The sequence below is a fragment of the Candidatus Poriferisodalis sp. genome (genome assembly GCF_965205175.1).
Taxonomy (GTDB): Bacteria; Actinomycetota; Acidimicrobiia; order Acidimicrobiales; family Poriferisodalaceae; genus Poriferisodalis.
On record NZ_OZ242038.1, the window covers coordinates 49,945 to 73,563 of the forward strand.

Below are 23,619 nucleotides of genomic sequence, written 5' to 3' on the forward strand. Positions count from 1 at the left end.
TGCCCACCACGCCGACGCTCAGCGTCGGCCGAGCCCCTCGTAGACGAAGCCTGCTGAGCGCAGCTGGCGTGCATCGAGGAGATTGCGCGCATCCACGACGCGAGCCGTCGCCATCTCCGATGCTGCACGCTTCCAATCGAGGGCCGCAAACTCAGGCCACTCCGTCAGCACGACTGCTACATCGGCACCCTGCAGAGCTCCATACGCCGAGCTGCGCAGTTCCATGTCCGCCGGGAGCTGCGAGGCGATGTCGGGACGATCCTCGAGACTGCGCATCGCCGGGTCGTAGGCCGCCAAGCGCGCACCTCGGGTCCTCAGCAGCTCAGCGATCCGCAGCGCAGGAGATCCGCGGAGGTCGTCGGTCCCGGCCTTGAAGGTGAGCCCCAGCAGGGCGACCGTGACGCCATCGAGACCCACGGAATGAAGAGCATCAGCAACATCCGAGGACCGCCCGTCCGCGCGCTCCGCGGCGAGATCGCTGTTTCTCCCCGCAGCCATGCCGGCGACCTTCGCGACCACGCGGTCGAGCTGCTGCTCGTTGACCGCGATGACTCCTTCGAGCAGGTCGAACACGTAGCCGGCGTCGTTGGCGACCGACACGAGGGCTCGGGTGTCCTTCGGCAGACAGGAACCTCCCCAGCCGGGACCCGGTTGCAGGTACGCCGTGCCGATCCGGTGATCGGTGCCTACTCCCGCGAGCACCGTGTCGACATCGGCATCGACGGCTTCGCACACCGCAGCGAGCGCGTTGACGAACGAGACCTTTGCGGCAAGGAATGCGTTGGCCGCGTACTTGACGGTCTCCGCCGACGTGGGATCGCACAGGATCATCGGCGCCTCCACGTTCGCGTACAGTGCCGCGACCCGGCGGGTCGCCGCGCCATCCTCGGCGCCGATGACGATCCGGTCGGGCGCCAGGAAGTCGGCCACCGCCGAGCCTTCCCGCAAGAACTCCGGATTCGACGCCAGCGCTACATCGGTCCGGCCGAGCGCTGCGGCAATCTTCGGCGAAGTGCCCACCGGCACCGTCGACTTGGTCACGACGACCGAACCTGGCCGCAAGCGAGATGCCACCGATTCGAGTGCGGCAAACAAGTAGCCGAGTTCGGTTTCGCCGTCGGCGCGCAAGGGCGTGGGCACGCAGACGAAGACGAACTCGCAGGCAGCCGCGACTGCTTCGGCGGACGTCACGAATCTGAGACGGCGGCGAGCGATGCCCTCGGCGACGAGCCGGTCGAGATCGGCTTCGCGAATCGGCACGACCCCGGCGGAGAGGGAGGCCACTTTGGCCTGATCGATGTCTGCGCAGATGACGTCGTGGCCGAGATGTGCCAAGCACGCGGCGGTAGTGAGGCCGACGTAGCCGGCACCGACCACCAAGATGCGTCCGCTGGGCTGTGTGTCGCTCATGGCGTCTGCTCGTCCACGGTCAGATGGTCTGCGGCCGGCTGGTCCGAGTTCAGCTCGTCCATGGCCAGCTGATCCGGTGGGGGCACGTCCACGGTCCGGTAACCGACATCGATGCGAGGCGCTTCGTCGCCGACATGCAGGATGACCGTGGTGGCGTCAAGCTCGGCATAGCCGGCGAAGTCTGGCACAGGCAGCAGACGACTGGCCACCAGTCCCGCGGCAAGACGCCCGTGCGGCGACAAGTAGATGACGGCGCCTTCGGGGGGATCCGCGATGCCCTCCGGCGCCGGACCAGCTGCTTGCGCGTCGAATCCGAGCGCTGCCAGCTCGGCCGCGGCTTGGTTGCGCGCTGCACCCGTCACCAGCACGTGCACACGCGACTCCACGATGTCTTCCCAGCCGATCCCCCGGAACACGTCGAGCACGCGCTGGTTGTGCTCGGTCTGGCGCGGGTCGAGCCCCAGCGACCACCTCACCGGGTCGTGAACGTCGACGACCTTCAGCTCGTAGTCCTCGACGGCGGCGGCCACATCGATGCCGGCGAATTGGTCCGCAAGACGGCGTCCGTCGCTCACGACGCTGAGCGTGTCGGAGGTGGACAGATGATCGGCTGCAATGCTCAGCACGCTCAGCAGCCTCATGGGATTGGCGAGCAACGACGGCGCGATCTGCGCTGCTGCGGTGCGCATGAACTCACGCTGACGGTCGTTGCGGTCGAGATCGTTCCAAGTCCCGGACCGACGCCATGTCCCGTCCGGCAGCTGCACTTGGAGGTGTCTACTGCGGACGTAGGCCATCGCCTGCCTGCCGTCGAATCGATGGGTTCCCGCCTCGGTGTAGAAGCCGCTTCGGCTCTGCGTCGCGTCGGCGGCATCTGCCTTCGGCTGATCTCGGTGCGGTCGGTCGAACGACATCGTGACACCGCCGACGGCGTCCACCAGCCGCATGAATGCCAGAAAGTCTGCCTCGACGAAGTGCTGCAGCGTGATGTCGAGACTCGCTTCGACGGTCTCGATGAGACGGGCGGCGCGTTCCGCGGTCGTGTCGTCGCGGTTGTACGCGCTGTTGATCTTGGCAACGGCGCCGGTGCCGGCAATCTCCACAGCCAGATCCCGGGGAATGGACATCATGGCGACGGTGCCGTCGTCCCGCAGGCGCACCACCATGATGACGTCCGCCAAGCGGGTGTGATCCGAATGGCCGTCTCGCAGCGGATCGTCACGCTCGAGCCCCAGCGTGTTGTCCGTGCCGACGAGCAGGTAGTTCTCTCCCGCCGGGCTGCTGGGCCGCACCGGCGTGCCTTCGGGCGAGACCGCGTCGTCGGATGGCGAGGCTCGATCAGCAGGCGCCGTGTCGCTGCCCGCAGCGGGTCCAGCGCCGTCGGACGCCGTCTCGCCGCTCGCAGCCAGTCCCTCAGCAGCAGTCTGCGGAGGCTGCGTCGTGGTGGTTGAGTGCCTGACGAGGACATCTGCCGCGGTCACCGGCTGACGCGGAGCCGATGTCAGCACGTCGGCCAGCTCATGGCGCTCGATTCGCCCGAGCTGCACCAGCACGTAGGCCGACACTCCGGTTGCCGCTGCCCCGACCAGGGTCAACGCAGCCAGCGAGAACAGCACGGCGCGGGCGCGCCAGCTGCGTCGGCTCATCGAACGGCCCCAGATGCCATGGCCAGCGACGGAACCGTCGCCCGCTGCCTCACTCAGCTGCCTCGCAGATGGCCTCGCTCAACGACGGATAGACGAACAGGCTCTCGGCGATGTCCTGCACACGCAGGTTGGCGCTGACGGCCAGTGCCACCACGGAGATCAGTTCGCACGCATGGCGTCCGACAATCGAGCCGCCCAGCACCTGGCCCGTCAGCGGATCGGACACGATCTTGACGAATCCGCGGGGATTCTCCTCGATCAGCGCCTTGGCATTGGCGCCGAAGGGCACCTTCGTCACCCGAATCTTGCGTCCCGTGGCGAACGCCTCGGCTTCGGCGAGTCCCACATCTGCGATCTCGGGCTCGGTGAAGATGGCCGATGCGGCCTTGTCGTAGTCGAGATGGCGGTGCGGGCGCGAGTCGTGCAGACCCATCGCGTGCTCCACCAGCTTGCGCCCCTGCATCGCAGCGACCGACGAGAGCGGCAGCTTGCCGGACAGGTCGCCGGCAGCGTAGATGCTCGGCACCGACGAACGCAGGTTGTGATCCACCTCCACGTAGCCTCCGCTGTCCACGCACACCTCGGTGTTCTCCAGCCCCAGGCCGTCGCTGTTGGGCACCGAGCCGATGGCCAGCAGCGCGTGTGTCGCTCGCACCACGCGTCCGTCGCTGCAGGTGACATCGACCGCATCGCCGTCTCGCACGATGCCCACCGCACGCGCACCTTTGAGCATGGACACGCCGAGGTCGCTGAAGGTCTGCTCCAACGCCGCTGCCGCTTCGGGATCCTTGTGAGGCAGCACCTGCTGTCGGCTGACGATCAGCGTGACCCGCGAACCCAGCGACGTGAACATATGTACGAACTCCACGCCGGTCACGCCTGAGCCCACGACGACCAGATGCTCGGGCAGCTCTGCGGGCGGGTACGCGTCGCGGGTGGTCAGCACCCGCTCCTTGTCGATGGGCGCCCACTCAGGGATGCGCGGCCGGCTGCCGGTCGCGAGCACGACGACATCAGCCGACAGGTCCACGGTTCCGTCTACGGTTTCGGCGCGGACGTCGCTGGGTCCGAGCAGGCGGCCTGAGCCCGCCAAGATCCGCACGCCTTGGCTGACCAGCATCTGCTTGGCCACCTCCGCCAGACGGGTCTCGATGTCGCCGATGCGCTGTCGGAGCTGCGGTGTGTCCACCGACGTGGAGACGTTGGCGAGGCCCAGGTCATCGAGGTGGCCGGCGAAGCTCAGCGCCGAGCCGGTGGCGATCATGGACTTGGACGGCACGCAGTCGCGCAGATGGGCTGAGCCGCCCACGATGTCGCGCTCGATGAGCGTTACCTCGGCGCCGTAGCGCGCTGCGTAGGTAGCCGCCGAGTGGCCGGCCGGTCCGCCGCCGATGACGACGAAGCGCTTCGGGGCCATGGCGAGGCAGCGTACCTGTGCCCCCAACTGCATCTGTGGTCACGGCCCGGCCTCGGCACGGACCCCACTCCGCGCTTTGCCGGCGCAGACTCTGCTGGGCTCATGGCGGACACCGCCGCCTGCCTGCGGCTCAGCCCGTCAGCCGCTCAGCGTCGGGCTGCAGAGACCGTCCAGTTCGCCGACAGTGATGCGCTCGCGATTGGCGAAGGTGACCTCGTTGGCGGGGTCAGGACGCAGCCGAAACTCGCGGAACGTCATCTCCAGCGAGTCGAAGGCGACGATGCGGCCGCACAGCGATTCGCCGACGCCGAGGATCAGCTTGATGGTCTCGAGCGCCTGGATGGAACCCACGATTCCTGGCAGCACGCCCAGCACACCGGCCTCTGCGCACGACGGAGCAAGCTCCGCCGGAGGGGGTTCGGGCAGGTAGTCGCGATAGGTCGGGCCCCGCGTCGGGTCGAACACGGTGACCTGGCCCTCGAAGCGGTAAATCGAGCCGTGTACGACGGGTATGCCCAGCTTCACCGAGGCGTCATTGAGCAGGTACCGGCTCGGGAAGTTGTCGGCGCCGTCCACGATGACGTCCCAGCCCGAGAGGATGTCCAGCACGTTGTCTGCGCCGAGTCGGGTGTCGTAGGTGACGACGTTGACGTCGGGATTGAGCGAGGTCAGGGTCTTCTTGGCCGAGTCCACCTTGCGGTCCCCGATTCGGTCCATGTTGTGGAGAATCTGGCGCTGCAGATTGGACTCGTCGACCACGTCCATGTCGATGATGCCCAGCGTGCCGACGCCTGCCGCAGCCAGATAGAGCGCAGCCGGCGAGCCGAGGCCTCCCGCTCCGAGCAGGAGCACCTTGGCGTCGAGCAGCCGGAGCTGTCCAGCCTCGCCCACCTCGGGCAACAGCAGGTGTCGCTGGTACCTGTTGCGCTGCTCGGCACCGAGCGAGGCAGGCGTTGTCCACGGACGGCCCTCGTCCTTCCAACGGCCGAAGCCGCCGTCCATGGACACGGCGTTCGTGTATCCCAGCTCGCCGAGCGTCTTCGCAGCGAAAGCCGAGCGGACACCGCCGGCGCAGTACACGACGATCTCCGCGTCGTGGTCGGGCAGCCGGTTCTCGATCTGCGCCTCGAGGTGCCCACGCGGAATGTGGATGGCGCCGGCAAGCGCACCCTGCTCGTACTCGTCTGGCTCGCGCACGTCGAGCACGGCCGGCGACCGGCTGGAGATCCACTCCGCTGCGGTCGCCGTATCGATCTCGATGATGTCGCGCTTGGTCGCTGTCAAGAGTTCGCGGAACGAGGGCATCGGGGCCTCCGAGTTCGTCGCTATTCGTCGCTGCGTGCCGAAATCCTACCAAATCGGTCAGGTATTGACGGTCAGGTGTCGGCTGGTGATGCAGCGAGCGATCGGGTTGCACGGCGCTGCACCTCCTGCGTCACCCCGGCTTCGCAGGTCCGGCGTGACCGCGGCCGCAGATGTACGGAAGGATGTCGGAGATCGAACCGCGCAAAACCTGGTCCGCCAGATGGTCCATCTCGGTGGGCTCCGCGTTGACAATCACGACTCGGGCGCCTGCGGAGCGAGCAGTCGGCACCACCGCTGCGATGGGGTACACCGCCAGCGTCGTTCCCACGGCCAGCATCAGCTCGCAGTTCTCGGCCGCGGCTTGAGCGCGCAAGAGATCGCGCGCCACCAGCTGCTGGCCAAAGCTGATCGTCGCGCTCTTGAGAATCCCGCCGCACTCGGGGCACGGAGGGTCCGCCTCGCCGAGGCGTACCCGGTCGAGCACCACCCCCATCTCGGTGCGGTAGTCGCACTCCAAGCAGGCAGCTTCGCGCATGGTGCCGTGTACCTCCACGATCTTGTCGGGATCGGACCCGGCGTCGTGGTGGAGGCCGTCCACGTTCTGGGTCAGCAGGGACACCAGCTTGCGACGGCGCTCGAGCTGCACCAAAGCTCGATGCCCGGCGTTGGGCACCGCGCCCCGGACCCGGTGATCGAGGCGCGAACGCCAGGCCGCCACACGCACTTCGGGGTCTGCGAGGTAATTCTGGAGCGTCGCCTGCTTCTCAGCGGCAGGGTTCTTGGTCCACACGCCGTTGGGGCCGCGGAAGTCCGGGATTCCTGAATCTGTGGAGATTCCGGCGCCAGTCAGCACGGTGACGGCGTTCGCCTCGTCGATCCACCCGGCAACCGTCCGCAGCGAATCGTCTGCGTCCCAGCCCGCCACTGCGCCTGCGCGCACCTGTGAGCTCATGTCTCACCGCCCATGACGCACAGTCTGACCCATGGGCTGATCGGCGACACCGGCGGACAGCGCCGCAAGCGCACCGGTCGCCTCCGCTTCGAGCGGCGTATTGTTACTTTTCAATAATTTTCAATATAGAAAGCTCCGTACAATGTAGTTTCATGCCACATGTCGATCGTTCCGTGCCCGGTACCTAGCCCGAGGGACCCATCTCTTGGGACGACACAGCAAAGGAGACCACCGTGCGAGCTGACCAGACCTCTGCGGCCCCTGCATCCCCGATGACGCTCGGAGCGCTGCACCACGCTGAGCCGAAGCCGACCGGGCACACAGCGCCGACGCCGAACTGCACGGCGACTCAGAGCGCCGTGGCCGGTCCGCTGCACATCTTGCGGGTCCGTGCTTGGCACGATCCCGCCGTCGGCAGCCGCGGCCACGATCCCCGCTCGGCATACGTGGAGCGATTCTGGATCGCTGTGCTCGGCCCGAGCGTCGTTTGGCTGCTCAGACTGCTGGCGCGGGAATTCGACGAAATCTCAGCGGGAGAAGAGATCCACTTGGACCTCGACTCGACCGCTCGACGACTCGGGCTTCAGCACCGAGGAGGCCGCCAGAGCACCTTCATGCGGACCATCGACCGCTGCCGCATGTTCGACTTGGCGCACTTCGACGAGAACGCTGTGCTGATGGTCCGCCGTCTCATGCCGGCCGTGCCCCGCAGGCTGCGCATGCGCATGCCTCAACAGCTGCGGGACGAAATCGGTGACTGGAGGCAAGCCGACGACCGCTCGGACTTCTCCGTCGGCGAGACCCGACTGCTGGCGACCTGCATGCTGACACTGGGTCACGGCCTGCACGAGTCTGCCGAGCGGCTCGTGACGCTCGGGCTGGCGCCGAGCGCCGCCAACGAGGCCACTGCTTGGGCTTGGGCCGAGCGATGCATGCGGACGCGCACGCGCTCGTCTGCCTAGCCGCGCGCCCAAGCCCCTGCCTCCGCTCCGCGCTCGCTCGGTTGCGGTGAGCTCACCAGCCGCAGATCAGCTCGACCAGGGTTCGTACGCCGAACCCTGTCGCACCCTTGGAAGCCTCGCCTGCGTCGGCGTCGGTGCGGACCGGTCCGGCGATGTCGAGGTGCAGCCACGGCGTGTCGCCGACGAACTCGGACAAGAAGAGCCCTGCATGGAGCGCTCCCCCGTAACGGTTCTTGCCGATGTTGCGAAGGTCGGCAATCGGCGAGTCCAGCTGCTCGCGGTACTCGGGCGGCAGCGGCAAGTGCCACAGCAGCTCCCCCGCCGCGCGTCCGGCAGCTTGCGCCCGCTCGATCGCAGCTTCGTCGTTGCCCATCAGCCCTGCGTACTTTTCCCCCAGTGCAACCATGCAGGCACCGGTCAGCGTGGCGAGGTCGATCACCAAGTCGGGCGCCTCCTCGACAGCGAGCGACAGTCCGTCGGCCAAGACGAGCCTGCCTTCGGCGTCGGTGTTCAGCACTTCCACCGTCGTGCCGTTGCGGATGTGCAGCACGTCGCCGGGCTTGGTGGCCGTTGGTCCCGGCTGGTTGTCGGTGCAACAGCAGATGCCGGTGACTGCCACGTCGGGCGCCAGGCGAATGACGGCACTCATGGCGCCGATCACGGCCGCGGCACCGCCCATGTCGATCTTCATCCACTCCATGCCCTCGAACGACTTGAGGTTGAGTCCTCCCGTGTCGAAGGTGATGCCCTTGCCGACGAGTTGAATCGCGGCCCGCGGCTCAGCTGTCGGCTGCCAGCGCAGGCGGACGAGAGCTGGAGGTTCGGTCGAGCCGGCGTTGACGCCCAGCAACCCTCCGCACCGTTCGGTGACGAGGCGGTCGCGGTCCCAGACCTCGGCCGATGCTGAACCCGCCTTGGGATTGCTGCTCGCTCGCGCCGCGTCCACGGCTTCGACGGCAGCCGCGGCGAGACCGGCGGCGGTGAGGGCGCCAGCGGGCTGGTTGACCAGATCGCGGGCCAGCGCGATGCCGCCCGCAACCGCCGCGGCACGGTCAAGCGCTGCTGCGGTGTCCGTTCCCTCAGGCACCGCCAGCACGATGCGCTTGAGCGGGTCAGCCTCCGCAGGCTCACCCTTGTACTCGTCGAATCGGTACGAGGCCAACAGCATGCCTTCGACCACCGCGCTGAGCGCTCCGTCGGCCCCGAGGTCTGCGGCCGCCGCCGTCGGCAAGGTGGACACCAGCGAATCGACCTTCGACGCAGACCGCCAGAGGCTCGCTGCGGCCTTGCGAACGTCGGCAGCAGTGAGACGTTCGCTGCCCAGCCCGACGGCAATAGGCACAGCGCCGTCGACTGCACCGCCTGGGCTCGGCAGCAGCGATGTCGCGCCCACGGCGCCGTCGAAGCCGCAGGCTGCCAGGTAACTGGGCGCAACGCCGAGGGCATCCAGGGCATCGCTGCGTACCGGCCGGTCGGCCGCGGCAGCCGGCGCCGCAGCGGCAGCGTCGTTCACTGCCTCAAGCACTACCTCAAGGTGTTCGGTCGAAAGGGTCAGCGGCACGGCGTCCTCGCTTCGTCGGCGCGTTCGGCAGCGGGACGAAGCTACGGCATCGACCGAGGCGTCACCGTTCGCGCGCGGCTGGGCGCAGATGCATCACGTCGCCCACCGCCACGGCATGGATGACGCCGTCGTCGTCGTGCACCAGCAGCCTGCCGTGGCCGTCGAGGTCGCTGGCCACTCCTTCGAGGCTGAGCACCTCGGTGTCACTGCCCATCTCGGCCCGAGGCCCGCCCGCCGGTGCCCCGAGGGTCACCCGCACCCGCCGGCCCAGCGTGGCCGAGTTCTGGCGCGCCTCGTCGAGCACCGCTTCGGGTCCCGCAGCATCACCGGCAGAGCACAGGCGCCGGTAACGAGTTTCGAGGCCCTCGAGCACGTGGCGCGCCAAGGTCGTCCGGTCCACTGGTGCGCCCGATGCCAAGTTCAAGCTCGTTGCGGCACCCTCCAACTCGGCCGGTACCCGAGCCCAGCCGGTGTTGAGGCCCATACCCACCACCAGCGCCGACAGCAGACCGTTCGCAGCGACGGACTCGGCCAAGATGCCTGCAAGCTTGAGGTCGGGCCGCGTTGCTCCGCGGCTTGGCGCGCCCGCTCGGGCAGCGTCGGCGACCACCACCAGATCGTTGGGCCACTTCAGTCTGGGCCGAAGCCCGCTCGACTGCTCGCAGGCGTCCACGGCCGCCAAGGCCAGCGCAAGGGTCACCAAAGCTGCCCGGGCAGGCGGCAACCGGTCCGGTGGCGGCCGCAGCAGCACCGACATCATCAGCGCGGTGCCCGACGGCGCTGTCCACCGGCGGCCGCGTCGGCCCCGGCCGGCGGTCTGCACGTCGGCGATCAGCACGGCCCCTTCGGATGCCCCCAGACGCGCCCGGTCGAGCAGCTCCGCATTCGTGGAGGAGACCTCGCCGTGCCACTCGACGTCGGTAAAGCGGGTGCCGGCCACGGAGGCGAAGCGAGGCGAGTCCGAACTCCACGGTTCGTGCTCGGTCGGCACACGGCGACGGTAGCGCGGCAGTCCCGGTAGCGAACAGGACCAACGCGCAATAGCGTCGCCGGACCATGTATTGGCCAACGCGGTATCGGCGAGCCCTGTCTTCGCAAACCCTGTCTTCGCAAACACAGTCTTGGCGAGCGCTGCGTCCAAGCGGCGCCTGATTCGTGTTCGGCAAGCTCCTCATCGCCAACCGCGGCGAGATCGCCGTGCGCATCATTCGGGCCTGCCGCGAGCTGGGCATCGCCTCGGTGGCGGTCTACAGCGACTTGGACCGCAACGCCATGCATGTGCGCCTGGCGGACGAGGCATTCGCGCTTGGAGGTCAGACCGCGGCCGAGAGTTATCTCCACACCGACGCGCTCATCGACGTCATCGCGCGCTGCGGAGCCGATGCGGTTCATCCCGGCTACGGCTTCTACTCCGAGAACGCCGACTTCGCTCGCGCCGTGACGGCCCGAGGCGTGACCTTCGTGGGGCCGCCGCCCGAGGCCATCGAAGTGATGGGCGACAAGATCTCGGCGCGGTTGGCCGCTGAACGGTCAGGCGTGGCCGGCGTGCCCGGCACCACCGAGATCATCGCCTCGACCACCGAAGTCGCCGAGTTCGGCGCCGAGCACGGCTATCCCATTGCCGTCAAGGCGGCCTACGGCGGTGGCGGACGCGGCATGAAGGTGGTCCACGGGCCCGACGAGATCGAAGCTGCGCTGGCATCGGCACAGCGCGAGGCCGAGGCCTTCTTCGGGCGGAGCGAGTGCTACATGGAGCGGTACCTCACTTGGCCGCGCCACATCGAGATGCAGATCATTGCCGACCACCACGGCAACGCCGTGTGGCTCGGAGAGCGCGACTGCTCTGCTCAGCGCCGGCACCAAAAGCTGGTGGAGGAGAGTCCGGCGCCCATGCTCGACGATGCCACACGAACCGCCATGGGCGACGCCGCCTTGGCGGTGGCGCGCGGCTGCAACTACGCCAACGCCGGCACCGTGGAGTTTCTCTACCAGGACGGCGAGTTCTTCTACTTGGAGATGAACACCCGACTGCAGGTTGAACACCCAGTCACCGAGATGGTCACCGGCATCGACTTGGTGCGAGAGCAGATCAGGGTGGCTGCAGGGGAAACGCTGTCGTTCACGCAGTCGGATGTGGCATCGGTCGGCCACGCCATCGAGGCTCGGATCAATGCCGAGGATCCGGCCGACGGCCGCTTCTTGCCGTCGCCTGGTCGACTGACCTCGTTGCGCGTGCCCGACGGCTTCGGCGTTCGCTGGGACGGCGGCTACGAGCCGGGCGACACGGTCAGCCAGTACTACGACAACCTCGTCGGCAAGCTCGTCGTCTGGGGCTCAGACCGTCCGACGGCCATCGCCCGAATGGAGAGAGCCCTCAACGAGCTGAGCATCGGCGGCATCGCGACCACAGCGCCGGCACATGTGCAGATCATGGCCTCGCCGGAATTCCGCGCCGGCACGCACAGCACCAAATGGGTGGAGGAACGACTGGATCTGAGCAATGTGGCCGCTGCCGGCACTAGTGCTGACGGATCCGAAGATGCGTCGCTTGGCGTTCGCGATGGCGAGGCGGCGCTGGTGCGACGGGACGCAGTGGTGGAAGTCGACGGCAAACGGTTCTCGGTGAGCGCGTGGGTGCCCGACGCGGCGCCCGCGCTCACCACAGCCACGACGGCCGGTGCCGCCAACGCGGTGTCTCGGCCGCGCCGCTCCAGCGGAGGTGCTTCAGCCGGTTCCGGCAGCGGGCAGGTGACGGCGCCAATGCAGGGCACCATCGTCAAGATTCTGGTCGAGATCGGTCAGACCGTCACCGCCGGCGAGGGTGTGGTGGTGCTCGAGGCCATGAAGATGGAGAACAGCATCAGCGCTGACCGCTCCGGCGCTGTCTCGGACATCAAGGTCCAGCCCGGCGACACGGTCGGAGCGGGCGACGTGGTGGTCGTGATCTCCTGAATCTCGGCTGCGCGTCCTCAGCGGCACCGGCCGGCTCTGCCTGCCCGGCGCGACATGCCCCGATCATCCCGTCAATCGTCTCCATCATCGGGTGTCTCGTCGCGCCTGTCGTCCGGTTCTTGAACATCGTCGGGCTGTGGCCGCCGGGTCAGCTTGCGGTCGTTGCGCATGTCGAAGATGTCCAGCTCGATGGACCGCACTCGGCGCAGCGTGCGCTCTGCCACCACGCGGTTGGCGCGCAGCAAATCGGCAAGGATGCCGAGCATGGCCAGCTGCATTGCCACGAGCAGCGCAACTGCGCCGATGATGAGCGACTGCACATGGCCCGAGCCGCCCGAGGTCACCAGAAACCAACCGAATCGAGCGAACAGGGTCACGCCGACCGCAGCGAAGATTGCCGCCGGCACCGCAAAGACCCGCAACGGCTCGTGCATGGCGTAGACGCGAGCGATCGTGCCGGCAGCCCTTCGCACGTACTGGCGCTTTGAGGTGAACAGGCGCGACGGTCGACTGGTGGGATTGACGGGCACTGGCACGTCGGCCACCGCGAGATCGGACTTGCCCGCTTGGATCACCGTCTCCAGCGTGTAGGTGAAGCGCGACACGACGTTCGCGGCCAGCGCAGCCTCGCGACTGTAGGCACGAAAACCGGAGGTGACATCGGCCACGTCGGTGCCCGAGGCCTGGCGAACCGTCCACGAGCCGAGCCGCTGCAGCCGCTTCTTCAACGGCGAGAACTCCCGATGGTTGCGGATGTCGCGCGAGCCGATCACCAGATCGGCGCGGCCGGCCACGATCGGCTCAGTGAGCCGGCCGATGCTTCCGGCGTCGTACTGGTTGTCGCCGTCGGTGTTCACCACGACGTCGGCACCCATGCGCAGCGCCGCATCGAGACCGCTGGCAAAGGCGACGGCCAGTCCCTTGTTCTGCGTCAGGCTGACGACGGCATCGGCGCCGTGACGCCGGGCCACGTTCGCGGTGTCGTCGGTGGAGCCGTCGTCGACGACCAGCCACAGCACCTCGGTGAAACCGTCCACGTGACGCGGCAGCGCGCTGAGGGTCTCGCCGAGATGTTCCTCCTCGTTGAGGCAAGGAATCTGGATGACGAGCCGCACCCGTTCATTGTGTCTGCGTCCAGCGCGCTCCATGCCCGGGACTGACGGGCCGCAGCACCGCCGCGGCCACGTCCGAGCCGGTTAGTCCACGTCGAGACGACCCAGTCTCACCGTGGCGAGCACGAGACTCAGCGCGCTGACCGAGGCAAGCACGAAGATGGCGGCGACCAAGCCGTAGGTGGTGAAGCCCAGATCCACGTCAGCGATCCGCGCGAGCACGGCACGAGCGTAGCCGCGCAGCGAGAGACGCTCGGCGAAGTCGCCGAGGCCCACCGCCAAGCCTTCCCACAGCAGCACGTAGGCAATCCCCCACAGGACCGCTTTGCGGAACAGCAGCCCCAACAGCACGAACACGCACGAATAGGCAACCGCGCCCAGTGCGGCCGCAGCCAACGCGCCCAGCGCCACGGCGCCGGAGCCTGCAACGAAATCGGTCGCTAGCCAGCCGCCCGCCACCGTCGGCGCGACGCACAGCGGCAGCGCCACGGTGACCGCAGCACACGCTGCGCCCAACGCCAGCGGAGCGCGGCCAATGGGACGCAGCCACAGGTAGACGAGCGTGCCGTCGTCGCGCGCGTCGCCCAGCGCAGCGGCGGCGAAGACCAGTGAGACGATGGGCACGATCAAGATCAGGCCGAAGCCGTCGGCGTAGCTGGCGCCCGTGAGCAGCGGATCTACGAGCCCATCGGTGCCGTCTTCGGCCGCATTGCCGACGACCCAGCCCACCAGGATCATGGCAGCGCCCAACGCTCCGAGTGCCCAGAGTCGACCCGCGGAGACGATCTGGCGTAGCAGGACTCGGTAGCACAGCACCGTGGCTCGCACAGCACCGACGGGCCGGCCCGCCGACGCGGTGCCGGCAACCGCGAAGACCGAGGCTTCGTGCGGCGCGCTCATCGACGTTCCACCAGATAGCGAAACACCGATTCGAGGTCGTCGTCGAGCGGGACGATCTGGCGCAGGCGGACGCTCATGGCCTTGGCCACCGGCGCGATATCGCGTCCCAGCCGATCCACGTCGAGCGTGTCGGCCACCACGACGTCGCCGTCGACGCGCACACCCACGGCGATGCCCAGCCGCACCAGCATCGCTGCGAGATGGCGAGGCTTGTCAGCCTCGATGCTGATGCGATGGGGGCGATCGTCCATCAGCTCCCGAAGCTCGCGGTAGTCGCCGCCTGCCACGAGTCGGCCTTGCGCGATCACCAGAATCCGAGAGCCGAGCCTCGCTACCTCCTCCAACACATGGGAGGACACGAGCACGCAGCGGCCCTGCGCGCCGAGTTCCTCCAGCAGTGCGATCATGCGGCGACGCTGCACCGGATCGAGGCCGTTGAGCGGCTCGTCCAGGATCAGCACGTCGGGATCGTGTACGAGCGCTGCAGCCAGCTTGGCGCGCTGGCGCATGCCTTTGGAGAAACCGGCCACCGGTCGATGGTCGTCGGGGTCCAGCTCCACCAGTCCCAACGCATGCCGGGCGGCTGCGGGAGCATCGGCGACACCGGCCAGAGCCGCGGCGAGCTGCACGAAGCCGAGCGCGTCGAATCTGTCGAACAGCGCGTCCTGCTGAGGCGCCAGCCCGATCCGGCCCCGCACCTCGCGGTCGGCACGTGCGTCGGCGCCCAGCACCCGCACGTTTCCCCGCGACGGCGCTGTGAGCCCGCACATCATGCGGAACAGCGTGGACTTGCCGGCGCCGTTGGGCCCCAGCAGCGCTGTGACGCCGGCGCGGACAGAGAAGGACACATCCGAGACGGCCACCACATCGCCGAAGAACTTGGACACGCCGCGCACCTCGACCATGCCGGAAGGGAAAGCACCGTTGACCTCGGGCCTCGGACTGTCGGCAGGCGGGCTGCCTGCAGGCCCTCCTGCGGCCGCCGCATCGGGCCGCGGCGCCGGGGCCGGCAATGGCCGAGTGTTCATCAGCTCTCCACGGTCCGGCGGTAGCGCCACCACACCACCGCGCCGCCGACGAGCACCCAAGCGACATTGGCCGCGACCACGAACATGGTCGACAACTCGTTCATGCGCCAGCCGGGCGAGCCTTCACTGGATTGGGTCGGCAACGGAGGCTCGACGCCGAAGATCCGGTCCTTCAGCGCGGCGCCGATCTCGCCGAGATTGAAGGCGTACAGGCGCGGATCCAGATCGGCGACCTCGACGAGCGCGCTGGTGATCAGATTGCTGCCCAGCAGGAGCAGGATCACGCCGATGACGGCGAAGGCCCGTCGGTCGGTCAGGCTGGATATGGCCAAGCTGGCTGCCGTGACGGTTGCCGCTATTGCGGCACCGGCGACCAGAATGCGAAGCAACACGATGAGCCAGTCGCCGACGCCGCCCGGCCCCGAACCCTCGACGGTGTAGGCCACGAGCAAGAACAGCAGCGGCCCGACGGTGAGCACGGCCAGCGTCGCGGCCACCGCAGCCGCCTTGGAGGCCAGGTAGCTCCACAGGCGCAACGGCGTCGACAGGTACAGCGGCAGCATCCCGTTGCGCCGGTCGGCCACGAGGATCTCCGGCACGACGATGCCGCAGTAGAAGAACAGGGCCACCCGAATGAATCCGTAGTACTCGTGGTAGTCGGGCAGGATCTGGTCGGAGATCAAGTCGACGTCGAGCACGGTGGCGATGCCGACGAACACGATCGCGGGCACCACGCCGATCACCACCGCCAGCCACGGCAGGACCTTGTGACGCGCCGAGCGCCCGAAGCCCAGCGTGAACCGGAACGACGAGCCGACCACCGCGCGCATCGCGCCCGCGAGCCGGTGGCGAGTGCCCTCGTAGGGCCGATAGCTCTGATCCAGAATGCGCGCCGCCCCGTCGTCGAAGGCCGCGCTGTCGTCGAGTACGGTCGCCGACGATGCAGTCACAGACCCGTCAGCCCATGGCGCGGGCTCGCTGAGCCGGCTCACGGCGCCGTCGGTTCGAACAGGTCGGCCAGCGTGCGACGTCGGGCTTCCAGCCGTCGAATGCGCGCACCCGCTTGCGCAACAGCATCGCGTGCGTGATCGCTGATCGCGCCGCGTTCGGACCCTCCGAGCCGCAACGTGGTGCCCGTGCGCTCGACCTCGACGCCGACGCGACGCAACAAGCGCTCCACCTCGTCCACCGATCCGGCCGGTTCGGCGACATCGACCAGCTCCAGCGTGATGCCCTCGTCGTCGCCCACCAGCTCCGCCATGGGCCCGTTCGCCACGAGGCGTCCCGCTTGCAGCGCAACGATGTGGTCGCAGACCCGTTCGACTTCCTCAAGCAAGTGCGAGGACAAGATCACGCTGACCGAATGCTCTGAGCTGATCTCGGCCACCAGCGAGAGCATCTCGCTGCGCTGGGTGGGATCGAGTCCCGCGGTCGGCTCGTCGAGCAGCACCAGCTGCGGGTCCGCTGCGATGGACTGCGCCAGCTTGACCCGCTGACGCTGACCGGTGGACATGGTGCCAAGCGTGCGGGTGCGTTCTTCGCCGAGCCCCACGAGCCACAGGCTGTCCGACGCCCGAGTGCGCGCTGCGCTGCGGGGAATGCCGCGCACCTGCGCCAAGTGGCGCACGAAGTCGACCGCCCGCATCTCGTCGGGCAGCACGTCGCGCTCGGGAGCGAAGCCCACGTGGGTCCGCAACATTGCACCTTGGCTGCGAGGATCGAGTCCCAACACGGTTGCCGACCCCGACGTCGGTGTCCGCAGGCCGAGCAGCGCGTTGAGCAGCGTGGTCTTGCCGGCGCCGTTCGCGCCCACGAGTCCCGTGACGCCGGGGAGGATCTGCACGTCCAGCGCGTCGAGCGCCAACGTCGATCCGAACCGCTGCGTCAGCGCCTGGGTGGAAGCGATCACTGGCCGTGCATCAGCATCGGCAGCATCGCTCACTCGCTCAGACTATGCGGCACGGGGCCTCAGTGGCCGGCAGGCGCGAGCCCGGCCACGGCCAACGCCTTGGTCTTGGCGGCGTCAAGGTCGTAGTGCTTGCGAGTGACGATGCGCTGGGCGTAGAGGCCGCCTCCTGCTTGCAGGTTGGTGACGAACTTCCAGCCGCCGTAGGCATCGGCGGTGAGGTCCCGGATGGTGTGCATCAGTCGGGCGCGGTACTCGCCGTCCACATCGTGGCCGGTGGACATGTACTTGCGCGCCAGCGGCCCCACGTCGGGGTGCTCGAAGTCGGCGGGCACCGGCGAGGTCAGCACGGCGCCTCCGGCGATGTCGTGCAGGTGCCGCACGATGGCGCTGTAGTTGGCAGCGGCATGGAATTTGCCGGCGTTCGTGTACAGCTCATTGGGGAATGCCGCACCTTCAGGGCCGATCGAGCAGTGAGCGATGGCGGCTTCCAGCGCTGCTCGGATGAGGGTGGCGTGGATGATCATCTCGGAGATCTTCTCCTTGACGTGACCGATCCCTGCGGTGCCGTTCGCTTCGGCCACGAGCTGGGCCAGCCCCACCAGCTGGTCTGCCTCCTCGACGAATGCCGACAGGCCGCCGAGGCGCTCCCAGAGCCCCAAGGCGTGGGCGAAGACGGCTGCGTAGTGCGTCTCGCCGTCGAGGAACACCCGCTCGTGGGGCACGAACACGTCGTCGAAGATCACGAAGCCCTCGGGGTAGTGGTGCTCGCCGGAGACCGGGAACGCACGGACGTCGGTGTGTCGCGGTGCGTAGGTCGTGTTGATGATCTTGACGCCCGGCGCATTGACGGGCACTGAGCAGCCGATCGACCAGTCCTCTTCGCCGGGCTTCATCGCCTTGGTCGGGATGGTGAGCAGTTCGTGGCCGAAGGAGGCGCCGGTGATGTGGAGCTTCGCCCCCCGCAGCACCACGCCGTCTCGCTGACGATCCACGACGCGGACATAGGAGTCCAGGTCGTCCTGGCGAGCCGGCGGCCGGCTGCGGTCGCCCTTGGCGTCGGTGATGCACTGGGTGATCCGCACATCGTCTCGTTGCGCCTCCTCGATGAAGGCATCCATCCGCTCGATGTAGTCCGGTTTCGAGTCGACCATGCGGCCGGCTGCGGTCTTCAGCGTCTGGATGGAGGTGTAGGTGACGTGGGCCATCATCCCCGCCGAATGCAGCAGGGGGATCATGGCTCGCAGGTCGTCGGCACTGCGCGGGACGGTCATCAGGGGCGAGGTGGCATCCGGCGCGGGGTCGTAGAAGCGTTCGTAGCCCGCGGCTGTAGCGTCCACGGTCTGTCCGAGGATCGGGTGCGTTGCCAAGTCGTCGATCTGGGCGCCCTCGAAGTACGTCATACGTCCGTCGTCGAGCGATTCCCTGTACTGCTGGCCGGTGCGCATCGTGAGCTGCCCCTTGCTTGATGCCTTCTGGGTGGTGCCCTGTTCGTGGTGCCCCGCTCGTGGTGATGTCGGGACGGCGCACTGCTGACGCGACGCAGACACCTTCCGAGCGTCATCGCAGTGCAACCAGCAGCGACCTTAGCGATGCGCCCCAATGCGCGTGGGCTAGAACGGCAGCCATGACCGATCCCTCCTACCAGGGTCCAGTGCCCGACGTGTCGGACCCCGACGCGGCCGCGACCTACCAACTCGACGGCCGCATCGCCACCATCACCTACAACCGACCCTCAGCGATGAACGCCATCAACGGCGACATGCGGCAGTGCCTGAACGCTGCGTGGACGAAGTTCTACAACGATCCCGACGCCTGGGTGGCGATCATGACCGGCGCCGGCCGTGCGTTCTGCGCCGGGGCGGACCTGCGCGACCCGACGCGGGGTTCAGCGGGCACCTGGTCGGGGTCGTACTTCGAGATACCGACCGTCAACAGCCTCGAGAGCGGCCTCGAGCTGTACAAGCCGATCATCGCAGCGGTCAACGGCGCCTGCATCGGCTACGGGCTCACCGGAGCGCTGGTGGCGGACTTTCTGATCGCGTCGGACCGTGCTGTGTTCGGCATGCCTGAAGTGCGGATCGGCGTGCCGACCGTCGTGGGCGCGATGCGCATGCCGCACAAGATCGGCTGGGCGAATGCGATGGAAATCCTGCTGACCGGCGAGAACTTCGATGCCGAACGGGCCCGCGACCTGGGCTTGGCATGGAAGGTCGTGCCCCATGACACGCTGATGTACGAAGCCTGCGCGCTGGCTGAGCGGCTGTGCCAAGGCGCGCCGCTTGCAGTCCGTGCCGTCAAGGAGGTGGCGTGGCGCAGCCAGCGCATGGGCTGGACCGAGGCGCTGCGCATGGGCGAGTCGATCCGACGGATCGTGGGCGCCAGCGATGACGCCGCAGAGGGCGGAAGGGCCTTCGCCGAGAAGCGTCCGCCCCAATGGACCGGCACCTGAACGAACCCCCGACGGAGGGCCCGTGGGACACCGGGAGCAATGGGTTCGGCCCGCCTGCGTCCTTCAGCTCGCCAAGGTGAGGCGAGCGACGAGGTCGGTGCCGAACCCCGTCAGGATCGCGAGGTAGAGCAGCCCGGTGGCGGCCATGACCGCCGCGTACTGGCGCTCGCGCAGCGCCGCCATCGCCACCGCAGCAAGCGCCGCTGTCGTAACGGCGCAGGCAACCCAGAACCAGCCCAGCAGGCCGCCGTAGCCGTCGTCGATGCTTCCGCTCAGCACGGCGATCATGCCGGTGGGAAGCAACAGCAGCCCCACCTCGATCGGCCAGATGCCGCCGAGATGGCGTACCAGCTGCCGCAGCGGCGCACGCCGCAGCCCCGGCTGCACCAGGTACCAGTGACCCAGCAGCATTGCGTCGCTGACCACGCCGAGAAATGCAGCACCGACGATCATCCGGGCCAGATGCAGCGCGGGCGCGACACCGCCGCTCGCGTCGAGCGCCGCCGCAACCACCCCCACCAGTCCCGCCAGCGGCGCTGCGAGGTCCCAACGCGGGTCGAAGCCTTCGGTTGTCCCACGTCGCGTGGGCAGCGCGGAGCGCACCAGAGCTGCACCGGCGCACAGCGCCATTGCCATGCAAGCCACATCACGTACGGCGTCCGGCTGGAAGACGAAGCCAGCGACCGCCCCAATGACTGCAATCACGGCGTACAGCGAACGCAACAGCCAGCCGTAGCCGAGGCCGACCTCGACTCGGCGGGTCGTCACCCACAGGTACGCCAGTCCCCCGGTGGCCCACTGGCACATCACCGTGGCCACCTCCACCGGCGCGCCGTCACTCACTGCTGGCTGCACTCAATGCCCGCTGCTGGATGTCTGGCGGCGCTACGCCGGGACGTGGGGAGTTCGGGCGTCGAGTTCCGCTGCTGCTGCTGACTCGGATGCGTGGTAGCTGGATCGCGTCAGCGGGCTCGCCTGGACATAGCCGAGGCCAAGCGTGATGCCCAGCGCTCGCCAGCGCTCGAAAGTTTCGGGGGGCACCCAGCGGGCAACCGGAATGTGATGACCCGTTGGCCGCAAGTACTGGCCGATGGTGACGATGCTCACGCCCACGGCCGCCAAGTCGGCAAGTGTGAGGTCGACCTCGGCGTCATCCTCGCCCATGCCGACGACGACGCCCGACTTGGTGACGCAGCCGGTGGTGACGCTGCGTGCCAGCAATGCGAGGCTGCGGGCGTAGCCGGCTGAGGGCCGCACGGCGCGTTGCAGACGAGCCACCGTCTCGATGTTGTGATTCACGATGTCGGGACCTGCGTGGATCACCGTGCTCAGCGACTCGGCGTCGCCGCCGAAGTCGGGCACCAGCACTTCCACGGTGGTGTGGGGCGACCGGTCTCGGATTGCGGCGATGGTCTCGGCGAATGCGCCGGACCCGCCGTCGGCCAGGTCGTCGCGAGCAACAGCTGTGACTACCACATGGCCCAGTTCCATCTGTGCCACCGCCGCAGCGACTCGGCGCGGTTCGTCGGGGTCGAGCGGCGCAGGCCGACGCGTGTCCACCAAGCAGAAGCCGCACGCACGCGTGCAGCGCTCGCCGTTGAGCATGAACGTCGCCGTCCCTGCACCCCAGCACTCGAAGATGTTCGGACAGCCGGCCTCCTCGCACACCGTCGCCAAGTCATGTCGGCGCATGATCTTGCGCAGACGGAGATACCCCTCGTTGACATCCACCCGAGTGCGCAGCCACGCCGGCTTGCGGGAGTCGAGCTGGAGTCCGCCGCCTACTCCTGCCTGCGCCAGACGGCTGCGACTGCGCGGCGGTGCGATCGCCACCCGACCCGGACCGCTGCCCCAGCCCAGTGCTTCGAGTTCTGCTTCAAGCTCAGGGTTGAGATTGCCGCTGTCGGCGGTGCGATTCGACGGATGCCGGCGCCAGGCCACGTCTGCTCGTCTGCAGTCGCCGTAGCCCCAGCGCTGCGCCGCACGCCGGACGACGGCGTCGGCCACGTCGCGCATCGATGCTGTACACCCTTCGGCTCGCAGCGACGTGGGGCGGTAGTCGCGAATGCCGCACGGAACGATCCGATCGAACCACGCGAGGTCGGTGTCCACGTTGAGCGCGAAACCGTGCATGGTGCGGCCGCGCCGCAGCCGCACGCCGATGGCCGCCACCTTGCGCGGCGTGCCGTCGAGGTCGAGCCACACTCCCGGGTACTCCCGAAGCCGGCCGCAGCCTGGCAGCCCGACGTCTGCCAACGCCTCGATGAGCACCTGCTCCACATCGAAGACGTAGGCAGCTGTCTCGGCGAGACCGCCGCCGCGACGGCCCTCCAGCGTCAGAATCGGATAGCCGACGAGCTGACCCGGACCGTGGTAGGTGAAGTCGCCTCCGCGGTCGATGCGTACGCAGTCGGCACCGAACGCGCCGGGGGCGACGAGCAAGTTGGCCTCGTCTGCGTTGGGTCCCGCGGTGAAGACGTGATCATGCTCGAGCAGCAGCAGGTAGTCGCCCGTGTGGTGAGTCCACAGGCGCCGCTGCAGGTCGAGCGCCTCGCGGTAGCCGACGCGTCCCAGCCAGCGCACCTGCAACATCGGCCCTACAGCTCCGCTCCCCAGTCGTGCTGTTCGAGCATCTGGCGGATGTGCCCCAAGAAGCCCGCTGCGTAGCTGCCGTCGAATGCCCGGTGGTCCCAACCCATGGCCAGGTGGCCCACCGAATGCACGACGATGGCCTCATTGCCGAATCGGTCCGTGACCACCACCGGCCGCCGGGCGACGCCGTCAGTGGACAGCACGGCGACTTGGGGCTGATTGATGATGGCCGCAGTCGTGTAGGTGCCGAAGGAGCCGTTGTTGGAGATGGTGAAGGTGCCGCCGGCAATGTGGTCGGGCGTCAGGCGCCGCTCCCGAGCGCGGCCGGCCAACTCGTTCATCTTGCGGGCGACGCCTCGCAGGCTGAGTGCGTCGGCATCGTGGAGCACTGGCACGATCAGCCCCTCGTAGTCGAGGTCCACGGCGACGCCGATGTTCGGCCGGCGCCAGATGCGCAGGCCGCCCTCTTCTACCGAAGCGTTGATCCGCGGCCAATGCGCCAGCGCATCTGCGACTGCGACCACGATGAACGGCAGGTAGGTGAGGCTGAAGCCCTCCGCGGCCCGCCACTGTTCTCGATGGGCCCTGCGCACCTGTTCCACCTGCTCGTAGTCGACTTCCACAACGGTCAGCGCGTGCGGCGAGGTGACCGCCGAGTGCGCCATGTGCTCGCCGGTGCGTCGCCGAATGTTGTTGAAGGCCTCAAAGCACGAGTCTCCGTCGGTCCAGTCGGCCGTACCGGCAGCAGCCAGCGGCGCTGGCACCGAGCGAAGCGGCCGATCCGGCGGCGGGTCCTCACCGACTGACGGCCGAGCCGGTGTCGCCGCAGGCATGGCGGCGGCGCGCTGGCGCTCGTCGATGGCGTTGAGCACGTCGGATCGGGTGATACGACCGCCGACCCCAGTGCCCGCCAGCGCAGCGGGGTCCAAGCCGTGCTCACGAACCAGGCGCCGCACGACCGGCGAGAGCAGGTAGCCGCCGCTGCCGGTTGCGGGTCGGATGGACGCATGGTCAGCCAACCCGCTCTCACCCGTCCGAGTCGCAGGCTGCGCCGTCACGGCGCTGCCGGCATCGATTGGCGCTTCTTGCTGGGCCCCAACTGCGACGGACGCAGGGGCTGGGGCGGGCGGGGCCGAAGCGGCCGCGTCTGTCAGATCGACGATGGCCAGCACCGTGCCCACATCCACGGTTTCGCCTTCGGGCACCCGAATCTCGGCGACGACGCCCTCCATAGGCGACGGCACCTCGCTGTCCACTTTGTCGGTGGACACCTCATAGAGCGTCTCGCCCAGCGTGACGGACTCGCCGGGGTGCTTGAACCAGCGGATGATCGTCCCTTCGGTCACGGTCTCACCGAGCTGGGGCAGCACGACCTCAGCCATCACAAGCCTTCATGCAGCAACCGTCTTTCAGCAGTCTTCATG

At 68.2% G+C, this 23,619-nt stretch carries 19 protein-coding genes; 3 read left to right on the forward strand and 16 right to left on the reverse strand.

The window, feature by feature from the left end:
- Positions 1-18: 18 nt before the first annotated feature.
- The 5 genes from ACOGI4_RS00205 to ACOGI4_RS00225 form a co-directional block, all read right to left on the reverse strand.
- On the reverse strand, positions 19-1,410 hold the full coding sequence (locus tag ACOGI4_RS00205) for a UDP-glucose dehydrogenase family protein (protein WP_419841947.1): 1,392 nt from the start codon (positions 1,408-1,410) through the stop codon (positions 19-21).
- Positions 1,407-3,056: an LCP family protein gene (locus ACOGI4_RS00210; protein WP_419841948.1), complete on the reverse strand. Its 1,650-nt coding sequence runs from the start codon at positions 3,054-3,056 to the stop codon at positions 1,407-1,409. The genes ACOGI4_RS00205 and ACOGI4_RS00210 overlap by 4 nt, the downstream gene beginning before the upstream one ends.
- Positions 3,057-3,105: 49 nt before the next feature.
- A complete protein-coding gene (locus tag ACOGI4_RS00215; protein WP_419841949.1) occupies positions 3,106-4,473 on the reverse strand; it encodes an FAD-dependent oxidoreductase in 1,368 nt (455 codons plus the stop codon).
- Between the two features lie 138 nt (positions 4,474-4,611).
- Positions 4,612-5,778: a molybdopterin-synthase adenylyltransferase MoeB gene (gene moeB, locus ACOGI4_RS00220; RefSeq protein WP_419841950.1), complete on the reverse strand. Its 1,167-nt coding sequence runs from the start codon at positions 5,776-5,778 to the stop codon at positions 4,612-4,614.
- Between the two features lie 130 nt (positions 5,779-5,908).
- Positions 5,909-6,730, reverse strand: coding sequence for an SIR2 family NAD-dependent protein deacylase (locus tag ACOGI4_RS00225; RefSeq protein ID WP_419841951.1), 822 nt, complete (start codon positions 6,728-6,730; stop codon positions 5,909-5,911).
- A gap of 233 nt (positions 6,731-6,963) precedes the next feature.
- Here ACOGI4_RS00225 and ACOGI4_RS00230 point away from each other — a divergent pair, with 233 nt between their 5' ends.
- Positions 6,964-7,692 carry a hypothetical protein gene (locus ACOGI4_RS00230; RefSeq protein WP_419841952.1) on the forward strand — a complete coding sequence of 243 codons (729 nt, stop codon included), beginning with the start codon at positions 6,964-6,966 and terminating at the stop codon, positions 7,690-7,692.
- Positions 7,693-7,744: 52 nt separating this feature from the next.
- On the opposite strand, the gene ACOGI4_RS00235 is transcribed toward ACOGI4_RS00230, so the two are convergent.
- Positions 7,745-9,253 (reverse strand): leucyl aminopeptidase, encoded by a 1,509-nt coding sequence (locus ACOGI4_RS00235; protein ID WP_419841953.1) that lies wholly within the window; start codon positions 9,251-9,253, stop codon positions 7,745-7,747.
- A 61-nt stretch (positions 9,254-9,314) separates the two neighbouring features.
- Positions 9,315-10,244 carry a biotin--[acetyl-CoA-carboxylase] ligase gene (locus ACOGI4_RS00240; RefSeq protein ID WP_419841954.1) on the reverse strand — a complete coding sequence of 310 codons (930 nt, stop codon included), beginning with the start codon at positions 10,242-10,244 and terminating at the stop codon, positions 9,315-9,317.
- A gap of 164 nt (positions 10,245-10,408) precedes the next feature.
- On the opposite strand from ACOGI4_RS00240, the gene ACOGI4_RS00245 reads away from it, so the two are divergent.
- Positions 10,409-12,205 carry an acetyl/propionyl/methylcrotonyl-CoA carboxylase subunit alpha gene (locus ACOGI4_RS00245; RefSeq protein WP_419841955.1) on the forward strand — a complete coding sequence of 599 codons (1,797 nt, stop codon included), beginning with the start codon at positions 10,409-10,411 and terminating at the stop codon, positions 12,203-12,205.
- 71 nt (positions 12,206-12,276) lie between these two features.
- Here ACOGI4_RS00245 and ACOGI4_RS00250 read toward each other — a convergent pair whose 3' ends face one another.
- The 6 genes from ACOGI4_RS00250 to ACOGI4_RS00275 form a co-directional block, all read right to left on the reverse strand.
- Positions 12,277-13,320 (reverse strand): glycosyltransferase family 2 protein, encoded by a 1,044-nt coding sequence (locus ACOGI4_RS00250; protein ID WP_419841956.1) that lies wholly within the window; start codon positions 13,318-13,320, stop codon positions 12,277-12,279.
- An 81-nt stretch (positions 13,321-13,401) separates the two neighbouring features.
- Complete coding sequence (locus tag ACOGI4_RS00255) at positions 13,402-14,217, reverse strand: ABC transporter permease (protein ID WP_419841957.1); 816 nt, start codon at positions 14,215-14,217, stop codon at positions 13,402-13,404.
- A complete protein-coding gene (locus tag ACOGI4_RS00260; RefSeq protein WP_419841958.1) occupies positions 14,214-15,245 on the reverse strand; it encodes an ABC transporter ATP-binding protein in 1,032 nt (343 codons plus the stop codon). The genes ACOGI4_RS00255 and ACOGI4_RS00260 overlap by 4 nt, the downstream gene beginning before the upstream one ends.
- Entirely contained in the window at positions 15,245-16,195 is a 951-nt protein-coding gene (locus ACOGI4_RS00265) for a hypothetical protein (RefSeq protein ID WP_419841959.1), read from the reverse strand. Before ACOGI4_RS00265 ends, ACOGI4_RS00260 begins: the two co-directional genes overlap by 1 nt.
- 38 nt (positions 16,196-16,233) lie before the next feature.
- Positions 16,234-17,187, reverse strand: a complete 954-nt coding sequence (locus ACOGI4_RS00270; RefSeq protein WP_419841960.1) for an ABC transporter ATP-binding protein — start codon at positions 17,185-17,187, stop codon at positions 16,234-16,236.
- A 26-nt stretch (positions 17,188-17,213) separates the two neighbouring features.
- Positions 17,214-18,599 carry a 4-hydroxyphenylacetate 3-hydroxylase N-terminal domain-containing protein gene (locus tag ACOGI4_RS00275; RefSeq protein ID WP_419841961.1) on the reverse strand — a complete coding sequence of 462 codons (1,386 nt, stop codon included), beginning with the start codon at positions 18,597-18,599 and terminating at the stop codon, positions 17,214-17,216.
- A 179-nt stretch (positions 18,600-18,778) separates the two neighbouring features.
- Here ACOGI4_RS00275 and ACOGI4_RS00280 point away from each other — a divergent pair, with 179 nt between their 5' ends.
- Positions 18,779-19,603 carry an enoyl-CoA hydratase/isomerase family protein gene (locus ACOGI4_RS00280; RefSeq protein ID WP_419841962.1) on the forward strand — a complete coding sequence of 275 codons (825 nt, stop codon included), beginning with the start codon at positions 18,779-18,781 and terminating at the stop codon, positions 19,601-19,603.
- Between the two features lie 63 nt (positions 19,604-19,666).
- On the opposite strand, the gene ACOGI4_RS00285 is transcribed toward ACOGI4_RS00280, so the two are convergent.
- Genes ACOGI4_RS00285 through ACOGI4_RS00295 form a run of 3 tightly spaced genes read right to left on the reverse strand, consistent with a single transcriptional unit; the run spans position 19,667 to position 23,577 of the window.
- Positions 19,667-20,446, reverse strand: coding sequence for a hypothetical protein (locus ACOGI4_RS00285; protein WP_419841963.1), 780 nt, complete (start codon positions 20,444-20,446; stop codon positions 19,667-19,669).
- A 42-nt stretch (positions 20,447-20,488) separates the two neighbouring features.
- The gene (gene lipA / locus ACOGI4_RS00290) at positions 20,489-22,195 is read right to left on the reverse strand and encodes a lipoyl synthase (protein ID WP_419841964.1); all 1,707 of its coding nucleotides are present in this window, start codon (positions 22,193-22,195) and stop codon (positions 20,489-20,491) included.
- A 5-nt stretch (positions 22,196-22,200) separates the two neighbouring features.
- Complete coding sequence (locus ACOGI4_RS00295; protein ID WP_419841965.1) at positions 22,201-23,577, reverse strand: dihydrolipoamide acetyltransferase family protein; 1,377 nt, start codon at positions 23,575-23,577, stop codon at positions 22,201-22,203.
- Between the last annotated feature and the right edge of the window lie 42 nt (positions 23,578-23,619).